The sequence below is a fragment of the Deltaproteobacteria bacterium genome (assembly GCA_019912665.1).
GTDB lineage: Bacteria > Desulfobacterota > GWC2-55-46 > GWC2-55-46 > GWC2-55-46 > UBA5799.
On record JAIOIE010000008.1, the window covers coordinates 293363 to 310081 of the forward strand.

The 16719-nt window shown below is 58.6% G+C and carries 19 protein-coding genes and 1 riboswitch; all 19 genes read right to left on the minus strand.

Annotated elements, in window-relative coordinates; all coding sequences use genetic code 11:
* Positions 1–33 precede the first annotated feature (33 nt).
* Positions 34–1104, minus strand: coding sequence for an OprO/OprP family phosphate-selective porin (locus tag K8I01_04040; GenBank protein ID MBZ0219587.1), 1071 nt, complete (start codon positions 1102–1104; stop codon positions 34–36).
* Between the two features lie 105 nt (positions 1105–1209).
* Positions 1210–1581 carry a LysR family transcriptional regulator gene (locus K8I01_04045; GenBank protein ID MBZ0219588.1) on the minus strand — a complete coding sequence of 124 codons (372 nt, stop codon included), beginning with the start codon at positions 1579–1581 and terminating at the stop codon, positions 1210–1212.
* Positions 1582–1666: 85 nt separating this feature from the next.
* A complete protein-coding gene (locus tag K8I01_04050) occupies positions 1667–3055 on the minus strand; it encodes a PAS domain-containing sensor histidine kinase (GenBank protein ID MBZ0219589.1) in 1389 nt (462 codons plus the stop codon).
* Between the two features lie 58 nt (positions 3056–3113).
* On the minus strand, positions 3114–3560 hold the full coding sequence (locus tag K8I01_04055) for a PilZ domain-containing protein (GenBank protein MBZ0219590.1): 447 nt from the start codon (positions 3558–3560) through the stop codon (positions 3114–3116).
* A 135-nt stretch (positions 3561–3695) separates the two neighbouring features.
* Positions 3696–4871: a phosphopentomutase gene (locus K8I01_04060; protein ID MBZ0219591.1), complete on the minus strand. Its 1176-nt coding sequence runs from the start codon at positions 4869–4871 to the stop codon at positions 3696–3698.
* Entirely contained in the window at positions 4871–5674 is an 804-nt protein-coding gene (gene cobJ / locus K8I01_04065; GenBank protein MBZ0219592.1) for a precorrin-3B C(17)-methyltransferase, read from the minus strand. Before cobJ ends, K8I01_04060 begins: the two co-directional genes overlap by 1 nt.
* Complete coding sequence (locus K8I01_04070) at positions 5608–6675, minus strand: cobalamin biosynthesis protein (GenBank protein ID MBZ0219593.1); 1068 nt, start codon at positions 6673–6675, stop codon at positions 5608–5610. The genes cobJ and K8I01_04070 overlap by 67 nt, the downstream gene beginning before the upstream one ends.
* Positions 6659–7375, minus strand: coding sequence for a creatininase family protein (locus K8I01_04075; GenBank protein MBZ0219594.1), 717 nt, complete (start codon positions 7373–7375; stop codon positions 6659–6661). The genes K8I01_04070 and K8I01_04075 overlap by 17 nt, the downstream gene beginning before the upstream one ends.
* A 50-nt stretch (positions 7376–7425) precedes the next feature.
* On the minus strand, positions 7426–7821 hold the full coding sequence (locus tag K8I01_04080) for a VanZ family protein (GenBank protein MBZ0219595.1): 396 nt from the start codon (positions 7819–7821) through the stop codon (positions 7426–7428).
* Positions 7818–8591, minus strand: coding sequence for a precorrin-4 C(11)-methyltransferase (gene cobM, locus K8I01_04085; GenBank protein MBZ0219596.1), 774 nt, complete (start codon positions 8589–8591; stop codon positions 7818–7820). Before cobM ends, K8I01_04080 begins: the two co-directional genes overlap by 4 nt.
* Positions 8584–9300, minus strand: coding sequence for a precorrin-2 C(20)-methyltransferase (cobI, locus tag K8I01_04090; GenBank protein MBZ0219597.1), 717 nt, complete (start codon positions 9298–9300; stop codon positions 8584–8586). The genes cobM and cobI overlap by 8 nt, the downstream gene beginning before the upstream one ends.
* On the minus strand, positions 9297–10508 hold the full coding sequence (gene cbiE / locus K8I01_04095; protein MBZ0219598.1) for a precorrin-6y C5,15-methyltransferase (decarboxylating) subunit CbiE: 1212 nt from the start codon (positions 10506–10508) through the stop codon (positions 9297–9299). Before cbiE ends, cobI begins: the two co-directional genes overlap by 4 nt.
* Before the next feature lie 140 nt (positions 10509–10648).
* The gene (cbiD, locus tag K8I01_04100; GenBank protein ID MBZ0219599.1) at positions 10649–11737 is read right to left on the minus strand and encodes a cobalt-precorrin-5B (C(1))-methyltransferase CbiD; all 1089 of its coding nucleotides are present in this window, start codon (positions 11735–11737) and stop codon (positions 10649–10651) included.
* A complete protein-coding gene (locus K8I01_04105) occupies positions 11724–12146 on the minus strand; it encodes a hypothetical protein (protein ID MBZ0219600.1) in 423 nt (140 codons plus the stop codon). The genes cbiD and K8I01_04105 overlap by 14 nt, the downstream gene beginning before the upstream one ends.
* Before the next feature lie 11 nt (positions 12147–12157).
* Positions 12158–12328, minus strand: coding sequence for a CbtB-domain containing protein (locus K8I01_04110; GenBank protein MBZ0219601.1), 171 nt, complete (start codon positions 12326–12328; stop codon positions 12158–12160).
* A gap of 73 nt (positions 12329–12401) precedes the next feature.
* Positions 12402–13199, minus strand: a complete 798-nt coding sequence (locus K8I01_04115; GenBank protein ID MBZ0219602.1) for an energy-coupling factor ABC transporter ATP-binding protein — start codon at positions 13197–13199, stop codon at positions 12402–12404.
* A 20-nt stretch (positions 13200–13219) separates the two neighbouring features.
* Positions 13220–14089 carry a cobalt ECF transporter T component CbiQ gene (gene cbiQ / locus K8I01_04120; protein ID MBZ0219603.1) on the minus strand — a complete coding sequence of 290 codons (870 nt, stop codon included), beginning with the start codon at positions 14087–14089 and terminating at the stop codon, positions 13220–13222.
* The gene (gene cbiM / locus K8I01_04125; GenBank protein MBZ0219604.1) at positions 14077–15051 is read right to left on the minus strand and encodes a cobalt transporter CbiM; all 975 of its coding nucleotides are present in this window, start codon (positions 15049–15051) and stop codon (positions 14077–14079) included. The genes cbiQ and cbiM overlap by 13 nt, the downstream gene beginning before the upstream one ends.
* A gap of 199 nt (positions 15052–15250) precedes the next feature.
* A complete protein-coding gene (locus tag K8I01_04130) occupies positions 15251–16279 on the minus strand; it encodes a precorrin-8X methylmutase (GenBank protein MBZ0219605.1) in 1029 nt (342 codons plus the stop codon).
* A 170-nt stretch (positions 16280–16449) separates the two neighbouring features.
* Positions 16450–16649, minus strand: a riboswitch (cobalamin riboswitch).
* Between the last annotated feature and the right edge of the window lie 70 nt (positions 16650–16719).

Below are 16719 nucleotides of genomic sequence, written 5' to 3' on the forward strand. Positions count from 1 at the left end.
AGAGAACGACCCACATGTACTTTTCAGCAGCTGCTAAAAGACCAGTATCGCCTGCAAGAGGAAGAGGTCCCCGATATTACGCCCGGTCGCGTTCGTCTCCTGCGCGGTGACTATGGGGTTTGCCCCGGCATCCCTGAAAAGGTAGTTCGCAGTTATCCTGTTCTTCCCGCTGATATGATATGTCGCCCCTACTGTGGTGGTCTTGAGACGGCTGTCCGCAGTACCCGCGTCCTTCTCGAAATCCTCGTACCTGCCGAGGAGCTCGATCCTTTCCTCAAAGGGGAGCGTGAACGAGCCCTGCGCGTACCATCCCCTCGGCTTCTGGGACTGCCCTGCCGAAGGCGCACCTGAGGCAACGCTCCAGTTCTCCCATTCCGCCGCCACGTATTCGGCCCGGAGGCTGAAGCCGTTTCCGGCGTAATCGGCCTCGAACCCGTATGCCGACTCGTTGACCTCCAGGAGGGCGCCCTCATCCCCTCCCTGGCCCCGATAGCCTGAAACGCCGACGGTCAATCCGTTTACAGGCGTAATAGTGACCCTGCCGACGACGTCCTTGTCGCCGTTATTGTCCCCGGTATTCAGGCCGCTGCCGTTTATTACGGAAACGCCGTATTTGAGGCCGTAAAGATCCTTGATTGTCCCGCTCACCCTCGCGCCGATGTCCCTCAGGCTGCCGCCCACGGTCCCGAGTTTCCCCGCTATCTCGTTTATGACCTCGGCCCGGAGGACAGGAAGCCTGGAGGTCGTGCCCTCGACCCCTTCGAGCGTGAAGTCGTACTTGAACTGGCCGAAGGTCAGGGACGCGTATTCGGAGACCGCGTATGTCGCATAGGCGTCGAAGAGCTTGACCGTCGAGGGAGAAGCGCCGGGGCCGGGCCCGTCGAGGCTGGCGGTGAGCCTGTAGCCGAGCTTCTCGTTCACCGAGCCGGAGGCCCCGAGGCGCGCCCGCCTCACCCTGAACTCGCTATCGACCTTTTTAGCCGCAGTCGTCTGCGAGGATAGGTCGCTCGCATCCGACCTGAACCAGCCCTCGACATAACCGCTCAACCGCGGCGGCTTTATCTCAACTTCACCGGCCTTGGACTGCGCTGGGAGAACTATCACAAAACATAATGAGGCCGCCAGAACACCTTTTAACCACATTGCATCACCCTCCCTCATTTATAATTTCGCTATTCCCTAAAGGGAATAGCGCATGCCAAAAAAAATCTATTCTCTCAGGAGCGAAATCATCTCCTCCCTGAACGACCTGAACTTATCGTCAATCTCCCTGAACGCCTTAATCGCCTTTTCCCCTTCGGCCGTAAGGGCCGCTCCGCCGCCGCCCTTGCCGCCGGTAGATGCCGTCACGAGCGGCCTGGCCGCCTGCCTGTTCATCGATTCAACGAGTTCCCACGCCTTCCTGTAAGACATGTCTATGGCCCTGGCAGCACCGGTTATGGAGCCGTATTCTCGTATCATCTCAAGCAGTATTACCCTTCCGATGCCTAGATAGGTGCCCTCTGGCCCCTCTACCCAGATATGCCCCTTCACGGTATAAGCCCCGGCGGGCTTTTCGTCTTTTTTAAAATCGCGCTTCATGCGATGCGTAATATACTGCGGGGAATAACCCTTGTCAATAAAAACCGGTCTGTCAGACCGGTTTTTCAAAAAAATCCTGTAGTGACTAGATCTTCATATTTGCAGGTTCAAAAGGGATCGTAAAGCCGAAGGTAACGCCCCTTTCTTTTCCGGCCTCGACCCAGACCTTTCCGCCGTGGGCCTCGACAAAGCTCTTCACGATGCTCAGGCCCAGGCCGGCACCGCCGGTCTTAATCCCTTCGGCGGTCTGGTAGAAGGCGTCGAATATCCTTTCAGCCTCCTCGTGGGAAATGCCCTTTCCGTCGTTCCAGACCGTAAACCTGAGGCCATCCGAATCCAACCCGGCCGAGATGTCAACGGTCTCGGAGGCGTGCTTGAAGGCATTGCTCAGGAGGTTGTATATGATCCTCCTCAACTTGTCCTCGTCCGCGTGGACCTCGATGTCGATTGTCCCCTCCGAAAAAAGCGCGCCGTTCAGGAGGAGCCTCTTTCCCGAGCCCTCGAAAGGAAGGGCCGCGTCCCTGACAGTGTCCGAGAGCCTTACGGCCTCCCTCCTTACGGCCAGCTTCCCGTTCTCGGCCCTGCTGAAGTCGAGTATGTCAGAGGTCATGGACTCTATCCTCTGGGCGGAGGAAAGGATCACGTCCAATTTCTTCCTGGCCTTTTCCGAAAACTCCTGGCCCATGAGGAGCAGCTCGGAATTTATGGATATCGAAGTAAGCGGGCCCCTTATGTCATGGACGATATGGTCGATATACATCTTCCGGAGCTTCTCGAGCTTTTTCTCCCTCGTCATGTTGAAGGCAATGCCGAGGAAGTTCCTTATCTCCCCGTGCTCGTCCTTTATCGCGTTTATCGAAAGGAGCACCGGCACCTCCGAACCATCCCGCGCTATATTTATTATCTCCCCCCTCCAGAAGCCTTTCGATGGGTCGAGTATGTCCTGCCACATCCTCTCGTAGAGGTCCCCGGTCGAGTGGTGGGACTTAAGGATGCGCGGGTTCCGTCCCAGGACCTCGTGTCTCTGGTATCCATAGGTATCGAGAAAGGCCGGGTTTACGTCTATTATGGAGCCGTCCCGGTCGGTTATGGCGACACCGTCATTGGAGAACTTGAAGATGCGCCTGAACTCCTCGGTAAGATAGGCCGGGAGCCCCGTTTTTTTCATCGAGAGCGTAAGGAGGACAGAATAGAGCGCGCCCGTGCGGTCCCGTAGCGGGTGTATAGAAAGGTAAAGCTCTGAAACTCTCCCGTCCTTCCGGAGCATGCCGGTTTTCCCGGAGGCGGGGCGGGCCTCCTCCTCGGAGCCGTCGAGAAATGCCTCCACAGGGGATTCCGCGCCGGGCGGGACGAGCATCGAGAACTCTTTCCCCATTGCCTCATCTGATGTGTAGCCGAGCATGTCCTCGAGGCTGTGGCTGAACCTTATTATGCGCCCCTGCCTGTCAAGGCTGAGGCTGCCTTCCTTCAACATCGTCGTTTACCTTTGGATGTAAAAGCCTTTAATGGAATACAGAAAAAGGGGCCCGTAATCAAAGCCCGGGGTGGAAACGCACCCCGACCTGCCTGCTCCCGCCGTTCTCTTTTACCCAGACCACATCCGCATCGAGGACCCTCTGCGGACAGCTGTCAGGGCTGAAACCCAGGGTCAGCAGGTCTCCGGGGCCAAGCTCCTCTGCGGTATTGAACATAAGCCCCCCCGAGCTTATGTTCTCGATTATCGAACTGAAAGAAACCGCATGGCCGGTTTTTCTGAAATCCAGCGGAAGCCCGGAGGCGAACCTCGGAGACGACCTCTTGTTTACTGAGAAGCCTGCCCCCAGATTTGCCAATGTGCTTACGGCCAGCGGGCTCGGCCTCGACCTGCCCTTTTCCCACCTGTTCACAGTCGAGAAGCTGACTCCGAGCTCTCGCGCCAGCCTCTCCTGCGACCACCCGAATAAATATCTTAGACGCTTGATATCGTCAGGACCCATCATCCTACCATCCCCCTTAGGCCCAAGCATACGCTATAGCGAGTCACATAGCTTAGTACCTTGCGATAAAAAAATCAAGGGTATTTCATGAGAAACGGGATGATTGTGTCTGCCGGTTCAAAAACATAACAGAAACAGCTACTTGAGGATATTTCCGAGGAAGGAGCTGCCGTTCAGGGGGGCTCTTACCCCGAGCGCGGAGGCGATCGTCGCGCCCAGGTCTGAGAAAGTCTCCCTCGTGCCGAGGTCCATTCCGGGCTTGACTGCGTTTCCATAGACCAGGAGAGGCACATGTTCTCTTGAATGGTCGGTCGAAGGGGTCGTTGGGTCGCAGCCGTGGTCGCCGGTAATGAAGAGGATATCCCGCGGGCCGAGCCTTTCCATTATCTCCGGGAGGCGCGCATCCATGCGGCTCAAGGCCTCCGCGAACCCGCGAGGGTCGTTCCTGTGGCCGTAGAAGGTATCGAAGTCGACAAGGTTCGTAAAGACGAGCCCTCGCGATTTCCTCTCCATCGCCTCGATTGTCCTGTCCATGCCGTCGTCGTTGCTCGAAGTATGTACTTCTTTTGATATGCCTTTATGGACGAATATGTCGCCGATCTTCCCGATGCCGGTCACATCGAGCCCTGCTTCGGTTATGTGCTCAAGGAGGGTCGGGCAGGGCGGCGGGACCGAAAAGTCTTTCCTTGCCGGAAGCCTCCTGAACGCCCCTGGCATTCCGGTGAACGGGCGGGCTATGACGCGCCCGATATTATAGGCGTCCGCAAGAAGCCTCGTCTTCTCGCATACCCTATAGAGATCCTCTACCGGCAGAACGCTTTCGTGCGCGGCTATCTGGAAGACGCTGTCCGCCGAGGTGTAGATTATGAGCTTCCGGGTCTTCAGGTGCTCCTCGCCGAAGCGCTCGATAATATCGGTCCCGGAGGCGGTCTTTCCCCATAGCCAGCCCCAGCCGGTCTCGTTCGTAAACGATTCCATGACCTCGGGCGGGAAGCCCTGGGGGAATACCGGGAATGGCTTATCCAAAACGACCCCCGCCATCTCCCAATGGCCGGTCGCCGTGTCCTTCCCTGGCGAGGCCTCGCGCATCCGTCCAAAAGAGCCGAGGGGCCTATCCACTCGGGGTATCTCGCTCACCCCCTCGATATGCCCAAGGCCGAGGGAGGCGAGGTTAGGCGCCTTGAGCCCGTTGACCGCGCGGGAGGTGTTGTCGAGCGTGTGGGAGCCTTCGTCGCCGTACGCCCTCGCGTCAGGGAGCTCGCCTACGCCAAGGCCGTCGAAAACGATGAGGATTGCCCGGTCAAAAGACGGCATCAGCCCTCGGCTCCTCCCTGAAGCCTGTAGCCCCTCGGCGTTACCATCCTCCCCAGGGCGAGGAAGGTGGATGAGTTCCCTATTATGAGGATGGTAAGCATGTCTATCCTGTCGTAAAGGGCGCTGACGTTATCGAGGGTAGTCAATACGGCGTCCTCGTCGGCGCGCGACGCGTTACGGACTATGCCGACCGGGGTCGAGCCCTTCCTGTGGCGGCCTATTATGGAAAGGGCCTTGCCCAGGCCCTCGATCCTCTTCGAGCTCTTCGGATTGTAGAGAACAAGTACGAAGTCCGCCCTTGCGGCCGCATCGAGCCGTTCCTCTATTACCTTCCAGTCCGTAAGGAGGTCGGAAAGCGATATCGAGGCGAAGTCGTGCATGAGGGGAGCGCCTAAAAGGGCCGATGCCGCGACAAAGGCCGGGACGCCTGGCACGACCTCGACTTCCATCTCCTCGCCTCCCGAGGCGGCAAGTAGCTCGAAGACAAGCCCCGCCATCCCGTAGATGCCGGCGTCCCCCGAGGAGACGACCGCCACCTTCTTCCCTTCCCTGGCGAACTCAATGGCCTGGGCGCAGCGCTCGACCTCATGGGTCATGCCCGTTGAGAAGACCTTCTTCCCCTCTGTAAGGTGCTTTATGAGCCCGACGTATCTCGTATAGCCCACGACGCAGTCGGCGGCATTGAGCATCTCAAGGGCCCTTTCCGTAAGGTGCCCGGCCCCTCCCGGCCCGATGCCTATGATGTAAACGGCGCCCTTGCCAGCGCCACGGTCACCCTGCCGCGTTTTATCTTCCTTAAGCATAGCTCCCTTACCCCTGATGAGATGAGGGCGGCCGGTTCCGCCACCCCCCATGTGCCTGCGATTTCTTTCACGAAAACGGAGCGCGGCGAAGGGATTCTGACCCTTGCGAGCCGCTTGCTCCCGAAATACTCCACACTTACCCGCATCTCTTTAGCGAGCGCCGTTATCCCCTTTTCGCCCCTCTTAAGCTCTATAGTAGCGAGGCCCCGTATCGAAAGGGGAGATATACCGGCTTTCCTGAGAGCGGCCCGGAGCGCCTTTTTAATCTCCTCTTTCGGCACCCCCTTGCCGCAGCCTATTCCGGCGACGACCTCCCTGGGCCTTAAGACAAGTGTCCGTTCCGTTTCCGGACCGGAGTTTTTTTGGACCCCGCTCGTTACGTGTATTACTGCCTCGCCCTCCTTCAGCTGCCGGGGCGCGCTCTTCGTGAATTTGAAACCGCCCTTCCCGAACCGCGCCTTAAGGGCCTTGAGCCTGGCTGAGCTGCTATCGGCTATATGCACTGTCCTTCCGTCCAGTATGGACGAGTTTACGGCCTTAATGCTGCCGGGGTTTTCGACCGAGAGGGAGAAGGCTTCCGCGATATCCTCTGCCGAGGGCAGGCCCCAGAGCTCAGTCGCAGTCGTTATGACCGGGGCCGCCTTTAAGGCAGCGGCTATTTCCGCTGCGAGCCGGTTGGCGCCTCCGAGGTGGCCGGAAAGGAGGCTTATCGAGAAGCGCGCCCTCTCGTCAACGACCACGACCGCCGGGTCCAGGTGCTTCGCTTTCATGAGCGGCGCTATGGCCCTTACCGCTATGCCCGTGGCGGAGATGAAAACGAGCGCCCCGTAGCGCTTGAAGGCGGAAGCGGCCTTTCTCTTAAGCCCGCCGTCCTTGAGCTCTTCCGGGGAGAAGACCTTAACGCCCTTAAGCGCGGACTCAAGCCTCTTCGAGACCTGAAGCCCCCTACGGGTCACCGCGAATACCGCTATCCCGGCCCTTACGTCAGCGCGCCCGCTCAACTGCCCGTATCACCTCTTCGAGTCTTGCGGTCATGAGCCTGAAGAGCCTTTCGCCCTTTTCCTTGGACGCCTTTGCCGGGTTTCCCCAGACCGCGCCGGGCCAGTATTTGAGCTTGTCCTTTACGATAAGCGGCCTGGGAAATGCAGGGTACTCTTCTTTTGCCCTGCCGTTTACGAGCCCGGGCGCGAGGTGGAGCATGAGAGACGTCTCCATCTCGCCGGCGTGGGAGTCGTTCCTTGTCTCGGCTATTTCGCCGGCTTCCTTTCCGAGGACCTCGTATATAGAAAAGGCTGCAAGCCGTAAACCTGGAAGCTCCTTTACGAGCCCCTCTGAAGCCTCCTTCATGGCCGACACATGGAGCCCGCCGCCGTGGCCCGAGGCGAGTATTATCTTCCTGAACCCCTGCTCATAGGCGCTACGGACCATATCCGTTACGAACGACCTCAGGGTCGGCGGGCTTATCCCGATTGTGCCCGGGTGCTCTGCTGTCGAGGTGCATACGCCGTATTGCAGAGGCGGGGCCATTATGACGTTCTTTTTTTCGGAAGAGACCTTTCGCACCGCCTCGCGTATTATGAGCGTATCGGTGTTCAAAGGGAGGTGAGTGCCGTGGGCCTCGATCGTGCCGAAGGGCACGACAAGGGTCGCTTTGGGCACAAGCCTTTTGAATTCCTTCATCGTCAACTCGCCAAGGAGCATGGCGTCACCTCCTTCGAATACAGCTTCCGCGAATCAAGGGGCTAACTTTATCACCTTCGGGCCTCAGGGCTCGTATGGGAGACTTTCTTAATAGGCCTTGCAACGCGGTACGCTATCGAGCCGAAGGCCGCGCCCATGCCGTTCGCGACCGCGTCATAGATATCAGCCGTGCGGGTATCGGTCAGGGCGGACTGGAGGAACTCTATAAACGCCCCGAAAACGGAGGCCGCTAAAAAGGCTGCCAGGACAGCAGAAGCCTTCCAGCCCGGCATAGAGGCGGAGAGCGCCCTCATGAGGAGCCAAGCCAGGCCTGCATAGGCGAGCGCGTGGTAGACCTTGTCCACGCCGATGATGTGCTCCTCTGCCTCGGATGACGGCAGAAGCGAGAGCACCATTATGAGGAGGGCATACGGCAGTACCGGCCCCCAGCCCCGGAAAGCGCTCATTTCCTGAACCCGTGGCTGAAGCCCTGGTCGTAAAGCCTCGAGTGCTCGACCGGGTCGTCGCCTATGGCCTTTCCGACTATTATCATGGCCTGCCTTTTGATGCCGGACTCCTCGACCTTCTCCCTTATGTCCGCGAGAGTGCTTTTTACCACCAGCTCGTCCTCCCACGAGGCCCTGTATACGACCGCAACAGGCGTATCCGGCGGATAGCCGCATTGAAGCTCCCTTACGACCTCGTCCATCATGGAAACGCTCAGGAATATGCAGATGGTCGCGCCGTGCGCGGCAAGCGAGTTGAGGCGTTCCTTTTCCGGGACCGGGGTCCTGCCCTCTAGCCTGGTGAATATGACCGTCTGCGTCACACCCGGAAGCGTTAGCTCCCTTTTGAGGGCCGCCGCCGAGGCGAAAGCGGATGAGACGCCCGGCACGATGCTGTAGGGGATACCCGCCTTTTCCAGGGCCTCGGCCTGCTCCCTCAGCGCTCCGTAGAGAGAAGGATCGCCGGTATGGAGCCTCACTACCTTCCTGCCCTTTCTGGATGCATCTATCATGAGAGAGACTATCGCTTCGAGGTCCATGGAGGCGCTATTGTGCACCTCAGGCCCCTTTTCGCACCACTCCAATACCTTCTCCCTCACGAGCGACCCGGCGTAAATGACTACGTCGGCGTCCTTAAGGAGCTTCATCCCCTTAACGGTTATGAGCTCGGGGTCGCCGGGGCCGGAGCCCACGAACCATACCGTAGAAGGCTCTTTATTATTCTCAGGCATTCTTTCTCACTATTATCATTGAAAAATAATCGGGCCTGCCGCCCTTGAGGGCCCTCAGGTCCGTAACCAGCTTTTCCTCGGGCCAGCCTGCCCTTGAGACGAAAAAAGACCTCTCCAGAAGCCCGGCTTCTGTCAAGAGGTCGATTACTCCGTCAACGGCCCTGTTCACCTTCATCAATACTATGGTCTCGGCAGAGCCGAGCGCCTCTCTCACCTTATCGAGCTCGTAGGCCGCAGGTATAATTATAACCCTCTCGGCGGTTTCCGCAAGGGAGGCAGGGAGCGCGGCGGCGGAGGCCGAAAAGGAGGCGACGCCAGGCACCACCCTTATCTCCGAGCCCGGCGAAAGCTCCTTTACGAAAGGCATAAGATAGCTGAAGGTCGAATATATGAGCGGGTCTCCCAATGTCACGAAGGCGGCATCGACTCCCTCCCTGAGCCTGTCTGATATAAGCCGGGCAGCGCTCTTCCGCGACTCTCTGAGGGCCTCGGGATCCCTTGTCATTGGAAAGGGAAGCTCAAGAATCTTTTTGCCGCCGAGGTCCACGGCCTTCCTGACTATCGAGAGGGCGAGGCTTTCGTCCCCTCCCTCGGATTTCGGCACAGCGAGCACGCCGGCCGCCCCTATGACCCTCACAGCCTTGATGGTCATAAGCTCCGGGTCGCCCGGCCCGACACCTACTCCGTAGAATACGCCCGGCTTAATCAAGGTTTTTTCCCGCTTATTATGAATACCGGGTTGTAGGCAGCGAGCATGTTCAAGTCCCCTGCGGGCCTTGCCTTTGAAATCGACATCTGGATAAGCTCCTTCTCCCAGCCCTTTTTTCCGAAAAATTCGAACGCGGCAGAGGCGGTCTCAATCGTTACGGCGTTCACAACTACCCTGCCTCCGGGCTTAAGCCTGCCTGCAGTGTAGGACAGTATCATCTTTATGCCTTTGCCGCCGCCGCCGACGAAGACCGCGTCTGGCGCGGGAAGGCCTTTTAGCGCCCCCGGCGCCTCGCCCTCTATTACGTCGAGGTTACCGCAGCCGAACCTATTTTTGTTCTCCCGTATGTCTGAGACGCGTTTTCTGTCGCGCTCTATGGCGAATACTTTCCCACCGGTAAGCCTCGCGGCCTCTATCGCGACTGAACCGGAGCAGGCGCCTATGTCCCAGACCACGTTGCCTTCCGTCAATCCGAGCCTGGAGAGGGAAACGACCCTGAACTCCTCCTTGGTTATCATGCCGCCCGAGTGGGAGAAGAGCCTGTCCGGGATGCCGAAACCGGTTTCCCGGATAATGGATTCCCTATCCCGCATGAGTATCAGTATATTGAGCGGGGCGAAGGACCTCCTTTTCGATATCGATTCGAGCGTACCTTCGGTTATCCTTTCATCCTCTCCGAGTGACTCGCAGACAAAGGCCCTCCCGCCGATACCGCGCTCTTTAAGTTCCCTGCATATCCGGGCGGGAGTATTTACCCCGTCGGTAAAAAGGGCGAGCTTCGCGTTGGAGGCCGCCTCTTTCGAGAGCAGCGCATAGTCCGCCTCCCTGCCGTGGACGCTCAGGATCTTTACCCCGTTCATGTCCTCTTTTATGCGCGAAAAAGCCTCCTGTATCGCGCTCACGTTCGGGAGCACCCGGACGCGCCTCTTCCCGAACCTCCTTATGATGAACGAGCCTATGCCGAATATGAGCGGGTCGCCGGTTGCGAGTACCGCGACCGGCCGCCTCTCTTTCCTCGCGAGGTATTTCTCTATTGCGGACGCAGCCTCCTCAAGGCCTCCGAGCTGGACCTTTGCGGCCGGAAGCTCAAGGAATTCCGAAAGGTGCCTTTTCCCGCCGACCAGGAGGCCCGCCTTTTCTATTGCGCCGAGCGCCTCGGGAAGGAGGCTCTCCCTGCCCTGTATTCCTATACCTATTATGTGTATCATCTTATTGAAGGCAACCTCTAAAAATCAGAGATTTTCCCCGCAATCCAGGAAGGCCTGGAATAAAAAGCGGAGGATATAATGCGAATATGTGAGCATTTTTATTCCAGTAACTACCCAGAGTCCGGGGAAAAGATCAATTTTCAGAGATTGCCTGAAGCTATTTCTCCGTCATACCCGATGAGGACCGCTGTCACGGACTTCCCCTTTCCGAGTATCCTTCCGGCATTCTTTTTAACCAGATAGCAGACCTCGTCCAGCGCCTTCTCAAAACCGTTTTCCTTGAGCATGAAAAACGCATGCCTTGCGGTATTTGCATTCTTTATCCGCCCGGCCAGCTCCTTCCCAGCGCCGAGCCTTTCGCAAAGCCCGGCCAGGAATTCAAGCTCTATAGGGGCGTCATCGCAGTGCGTTTCGAAATGCCCTGACGCGAGCTTGGTGAATTTGCCGAACTGGCCCGCCACCACGACCTTTTTTATCTCCGGCCTCGAAGCCGCGTCCTTGAGCGCATAGCCCATGTGGTCGCCCGTAAGGACGCAGGCCGCCTCCGGAACCTTGAGCCTCTTCTCGACGGCTTTCTCGCTCGACCGCCCGGTCGAGAAGACCACCTCTTCAAGGCCGCTTGCCACGGCCACGCTCACCCCGCAGGAGATGGAATGGGTGTACGCGGCAAGAGACATGGGCTCGACTATGCCGGTTGTGCCTAAAATGGAGATGCCGCCGGTGATGCCGAGCCTGGGGTTCATGGTCTTGGCGGCAAGCTCGGCTCCGAGCGGCACTGATATCGTCACAAGGAAGGACGCTTTCTTATGATAGAGGGCTGCCGCTTCCATGACCGCCCTCCTTATCATCGAAAGCGGCACCGGGTTTATGGCGGGCCTTCCTGGCCTGACCTTGAGCCCGGGTTTCGTAACGACTCCTACGCCAGGGCCGCCCTTTACCCTGACGGACGCGCGCTTCGCGTTCTCGCCGAGCAGCTCGACCTCGGCCACGAACTCAGCCTTGTCCGTCACATCCGGGTCGTCCCCCGCGTCCTTCACTATAACGGCCCTGGCAGAACCCTTCGTGCCGGTAACCGATTTAATCGGGACCCTCAAGGTCCCGCCGCGAGGGAGCGTCACATCGACGTGTCCAGGCCTCAGGCCGCCCAGAAGCAAGAGCGCCGCTGCCTTTGCCCCGGCAGCGGCGCAAGTCCCTGTCGTATACCCTTTCCTGAGCTTACGCCCGGGCATTCCCTGCCGCCGCCCTCTCCTCTCTCTTAAGGAGAAGGCCCAGTATGGCCCCAAGCGCCAGGGCCAGCAGGAACCCCTGCACCGTCTCCGGCTTTACGAGATGATATCTCTCGGGTTCCATCATGGAGAGGAAGTCCCCTGCAAGGCGAAGGAGGACCCAGAGGGCCGCCGAGATGAAGATCGCCCTGAAGACAGTCTTCCTGAACGGCAGGAACCTTCCCACCACAACCAGGAGGCCGCCCGTCACTATCCCGAAGACGGCTCCCCCGAAGGAGAAGGTGACGAAGTCCTGTGCGAAGCTCCCCTCGAAGGGGAAGACGCCGCTTACGAAATTCGCGAGATAGCAGAGCCATCCCCAGAGGACCCCGGCTATAGCGCCGGCCTTGAGGCTCTCTTTTAGCGGAATCATTGTCCCTCCGGTCAGTGGCACGGCATCCCGAGAACGTGCCTGAAGTCATGGAGTGCGTCGTGCACGCCGGGCGCGACCGACTCCATCCCGAACGCTATCACGACCATTGCGAAAGCGAGGGCCACGAGTACCGCGCCGGGGATTAGCGCGCCCATTCCGCCCTTTTCAAGTGTCCTTTCCATATACAGAGCCTCCTTTTGTGGTTAAATGTGTTTTCTCAGCCGCTACGCTATATAAACTTCGGGACTTAAGCCCCTAATCGTGCTCGTCGTGAGTGGAAAACGGCCCGTGGCTGTGCCTGTGTACTATCTCCCCGTGCCTGTGCTCGTGCTCGTGTATGATGTTCGCAGCAAGGAGCAGGTCCTTGTCCTTCAATATCTCGCCTGTCGGCCCTTCCGCCGCCACGGTGTGCGATTCTCCGAGCACCAGGACCCTTTCGGAGAGGTCGCCCGCGAGGCTCAGGTCATGCGTTGCGATTATAACCGTTTTCCCGAAGCCTCTCAAGGAGAGAAGGAGCTCGTAAAGCCAGACCTGGCTCCTCGGGTCGAGCCCGTTCGTTGGCTCATCCAGGAGGAGCACCCCGGGGTTTATTGCCAGGACCGAGGCTATCGCGACCTTTTTCTTCTCTCCGCCGCTCAAGGCATAGGGCGGCCTGTCCCTGAGCGCCTCTATCCCTAGCATACGGAGGAGCTCCCCCGCCCTTTTCACCGCCTCCTTTGCCCCTAGCCCGAGCTGGAGCGGGCCGAACGAGAGCTCATCGAAAACAGTAGGGCAGAAGAGCTGCACGTCCGGCTCGGGGAAGAGGAAGCCCACGCTGGATCTCAAGCGGACGAGAAACTCGCCTTTCAATCCATCTTCCGTGACCGGCTTTCCCTCGAAATAAACGCATCCGGCGGACGGGAAGATGAGGCCGTCCAGGAGCTTAAGTAACGTCGACTTTCCGCTCCCGTTCGCCCCGAGTATGGCCAGGCATTCGCCCCTGCCGACGCTCAGGCTTACATCGGAAAGGGCCGGGGCCTGCCCGTACGAGAAGCTTACCCCTTCGGCCCGCAAGACCTCTTCCGCTACGCGGCTCACGCGGCGAAGGAGAGGAAGAGGACGAAGCTCGCGAACCCGAGCCAGAAATAGTCCCTTCCCCGGAGCGCCCGGGCCGGAGCGGTCTTGAGCTTCCCGTCAAAGCCCCTTGATACCATGGCCATGCCCACCTCTTCGGCAACGCCGTACGCCTTTTTAAGGAGGAGCGCAGCCCTTCCCGCAAACCACATCCGGGATTCAACTGCGCGGGCTCCGGTTATGGTCCTCGCCTTCCGGGCGAAGGCCGAGTCCTCGGCGATCTTTATGAGCACGAACGAATACCTGAAGGTCAAAAAAAGCGCGGTAGCGAAAAACGCCGGAACGAACCTGCCGAGCCCCCGGAAAAAATCCGTCTCCCTGGTCGTAAGCGAAAGAAGCATCGTAATCGAGACCATTGCAGTGACCCTCAGGAGAAAGAACCCGGCGTTATGTAGCCCCTCGCCAGTGACCGACGCCCCGAAAACATCCAGGACTTCTTTTCCGGGCGTAACCGCGCCGAAAGCAAGGGGTAGGACTATTATGAGTGTAAATATAAAAGCCGGAAGCGTCCTCTTCACGAGCGGGCCCGGCCCGACCCGTGATATGAACGAAAGGGCAACTGCCAGGACGAGCACTCCCGAAAGAAAAATCGCGCTGTGCGCAAGCGAGGCGGCTATTATGATGAAGAAAAGACCCGCAAGCTTCGCCCTGGGCTCGATGGCCTGGAGCGCGCCTTTCCTTGAAGAATAGTCTCCTGAAGTATAGACCCTTTTCATCGCCGAAGCGAAGTTAGCGAGGCTCCTTTTGAGAAAACCGGCGCTACCGGCATTTAGGAAGGCGGGCGCCTCTGCCCGGCCCTTGAGCCACTCCGGTAGAATCACCTCCGCCATAGCCTGCCCCACGCGTATACGGCCGCAACCAGGAGCGCGCTCCCAAGGAGGGCCGAGAGCATATAGACAAAGGGCTCAGGCAAGCCGCTCATCCGCGGAAGGCTATAATCCGGGACAAACCCCTTCCATATCTCTCCGTACTTCTCCATCCCGGCGGGCACATAGCCTATGAGATTTATAAGCTCATCCTTGCCCCATTCGCCCCAGGGCGTGCCCGACGCGATGAGCCCTACGGGCGTAAGCACGGCCAGAACGGCCATCGCGATCCATAAGGGCTTAAGCGACCCCTTCCTTCCCGCATGGAGGAGGCCCCTTTCCATCCCGTGCACATAATTCACGACAAGTGCCGTCCCTATAGCCTCGATGGGGCCGAAAAAGACGAGGTGAGGTAGCATCATCGCCGGGACCGCGATGGAGAGCGGGTACGGCGCGTAAAGGGGCCTGCCGTCAGGCCCGGTGGCCAAGGCAGGCTGTATGCCAAGCTCCACTGCCGCCGCGAGGGCTGCCAGGTTGACCGCGACATACGCCGCGATTGCCGCCGCGAAAAATCTCCTCTTGGAGCCAGGCTCCCCGAAGGCGAGCGCCCTGTAAATGACGTACCCTGAAAGGCTCATCACAACTGCCATGTTAAAGCAGTTGGCCGCAAGCGTAAGAAGGCCGCCGTCGCCGAAGAGGAATGCCTGGATTGCGAGCGCGAGGCTCATGGCAATGATCCCGGCCCAAGGGCCGAGAGCTATGGCCACTACCGCCCCGCCCACCATGTGCCCCGAAGAGCCGCCAGGGAGCGGGATGTTGAACATCATTATGACGAATACGAAGGCCGCGCCGAGCGCAAAGATGGGCATCTCTCTAAGCTTGAGCGCCTTTTCCGCCCTCTTCGAGGCGAAATACCAGACCGGGGCCATCGCCGCGTAAAAAACGCCGCATGTCGCCGGGCTCAGGTATCCGTCAGGTATGTGCATTCTCGCTCCCATTGAGATCAAAACAGGCAGAAGCCTGATTCAAGGCAACCTCTAAAAATTAGAATTTTTCCCGCTTTTCCCGGAAGGGCGGGAATAAAAAGCGGAGCATATATGTGAACATGTAAGCATTTTTATTCCCTAACTACGCAGAGTCCGGGGAAAATAGCAAATTTAGAGGTTGCCTCGATTCTATGCCGGACTACCTGGCCCTGCCTTGAGCGAGTTCGGAGGCGAGTATCGCAAGGGCGTTCACTATGGCCACGGCGACCGTGCTCCCGCCCTTACGCCCTCTTGTGAGTATATGAGGAACGCCGCTTTTCGCGAGCGCCTCCTTTGACTCGACCGCGCCAACGAAGCCCACAGGCACGCCAACGATAAGGGCGGGCTTCGGCCCGCCTTCCTTCACAATCCTTAAAAGCTCAACGAGGGCGGTGGGCGCGTTTCCTATGGCGACTATCGCGCCGTCCATCCATTTCGAGGCCTTTCTCATGGAGGCCGCCGTCTTGGTAAGCCCCTCCCTTTCAGCCAGCAAGGCGACGTCCCTGTCCGAGGAGAAGCAACGGACGGCCGAGCCGAAGTGAGTAAGCCTTGCCTTCGATATCCCGGCCTCTATCATCCTTACATCGGTAATTATATCCCGTCCGGCCCTCAAAGTCCCGATGCCGGCCTCCACTGCGCCGGGGCTAAAGCTCAGAATGTCTTTGTACTCGAAATCGGCTGTCGAGTGGATGACCCGCTTTATTACGGGCAGCTCAACTGCTGAAAAAACGCTCTCGTCCATCTCGGCAGAGAGGATGCTGAAGCTCTCCTTCTCTATCGGGTGCTGGCAGGGAACGCCAGCGGCCCGGGGGGCCCCGGCCTCTATCCGCTCTATGGTTATGTCAACGAGCTTCTCATGGAACCCCAGGTTGTCCTTGACCGTAATCCTGAGCCCCTTGTGCTTCTCCTTGGCCCGCTCTATCTCCTCAGGCAGGTCCTTGGTCACATGGAGGCCCATGTAGAGGAAATACGGCATGACCGTTATGTCAGTAAACCCCTTCCCGACCATTATATCCACGGCATCCTGGAAATCCGGCCTCTCCATCTGAAGAAACGCGGGCTGGACCATGCCGTACCCGCCCCTTTCCTCCACTGCCCGCGCAACCCTTCTAAGCGTCTCGTTAGCCTCGTCGGCCTTGCTCCCGTGGCCGAGAAGCAATACAGCCTTTGACCCTCTCGCATCAGACATCACAAAATGCTCCGTTTCAGATGTACGCCCCGGAATCCAGGCGCTCTCAAAAAATCACCGCTACCCCGTCGAATATAAAAATAAAAAAAAACCCTCTCTTCTTACGAAGGGAGGGTCTGCGGAGACTCGAAAAACCAGTGCGACCGCCCTCACCTTCTTTACCGTCGAAGATCCGTGAGGCATATCCGGGCAGGTCTCCTGACTCGCGGATTAATAACCTAATCCCCGCGCCTTCCCGGCTCTTAGGGCCAGTGGCTAATGCGGGTTTCGTATCCGCTCACAGTGGCGGGTCCGTTCCCGATTTTCCGCCCATGGCGGATCACGGGATTCCCTTGACAGGCTGGTGAGGACTTTTCGGGGAATTTTATTTTCCCCAAAAGTTTTCAGCCGGCCTGCCAAGCCCTTGCGGGCTTACCAGGATATGTCTTTATGAATTCCAG

Bases quoted from the DNA above. Each gene is read 5' to 3' on its own strand.
- K8I01_04075 (MBZ0219594.1), bottom strand. From the start codon at position 7,375: ATGCTCCTTGGCGAGTTGACGATGAAGGAATTCAAAAGGCTTGTGCCC.
- cbiD (MBZ0219599.1), bottom strand. From the start codon at position 11,737: ATGCCCGGGCGTAAGCTCAGGAAAGGGTATACGACAGGGACTTGCGCC.
- K8I01_04105 (MBZ0219600.1), bottom strand. From the start codon at position 12,146: ATGATTCCGCTAAAAGAGAGCCTCAAGGCCGGCGCTATAGCCGGGGTC.
- cobJ (MBZ0219592.1), bottom strand. From the start codon at position 5,674: ATGCTTAAGGAAGATAAAACGCGGCAGGGTGACCGTGGCGCTGGCAAG.
- K8I01_04110 (MBZ0219601.1), bottom strand. From the start codon at position 12,328: ATGGAAAGGACACTTGAAAAGGGCGGAATGGGCGCGCTAATCCCCGGC.
- K8I01_04060 (MBZ0219591.1), bottom strand. From the start codon at position 4,871: ATGCCGTCTTTTGACCGGGCAATCCTCATCGTTTTCGACGGCCTTGGC.
- K8I01_04055 (MBZ0219590.1), bottom strand. From the start codon at position 3,560: ATGATGGGTCCTGACGATATCAAGCGTCTAAGATATTTATTCGGGTGG.
- cbiQ (MBZ0219603.1), bottom strand. From the start codon at position 14,089: ATGGCGGAGGTGATTCTACCGGAGTGGCTCAAGGGCCGGGCAGAGGCG.
- K8I01_04130 (MBZ0219605.1), bottom strand. From the start codon at position 16,279: ATGTCTGATGCGAGAGGGTCAAAGGCTGTATTGCTTCTCGGCCACGGG.
- K8I01_04045 (MBZ0219588.1), bottom strand. From the start codon at position 1,581: ATGAAGCGCGATTTTAAAAAAGACGAAAAGCCCGCCGGGGCTTATACC.
- cobM (MBZ0219596.1), bottom strand. From the start codon at position 8,591: ATGCCTGAGAATAATAAAGAGCCTTCTACGGTATGGTTCGTGGGCTCC.
- cbiE (MBZ0219598.1), bottom strand. From the start codon at position 10,508: ATGATACACATAATAGGTATAGGAATACAGGGCAGGGAGAGCCTCCTT.
- cbiM (MBZ0219604.1), bottom strand. From the start codon at position 15,051: ATGCACATACCTGACGGATACCTGAGCCCGGCGACATGCGGCGTTTTT.
- K8I01_04050 (MBZ0219589.1), bottom strand. From the start codon at position 3,055: ATGTTGAAGGAAGGCAGCCTCAGCCTTGACAGGCAGGGGCGCATAATA.
- K8I01_04080 (MBZ0219595.1), bottom strand. From the start codon at position 7,821: ATGAGCGCTTTCCGGGGCTGGGGGCCGGTACTGCCGTATGCCCTCCTC.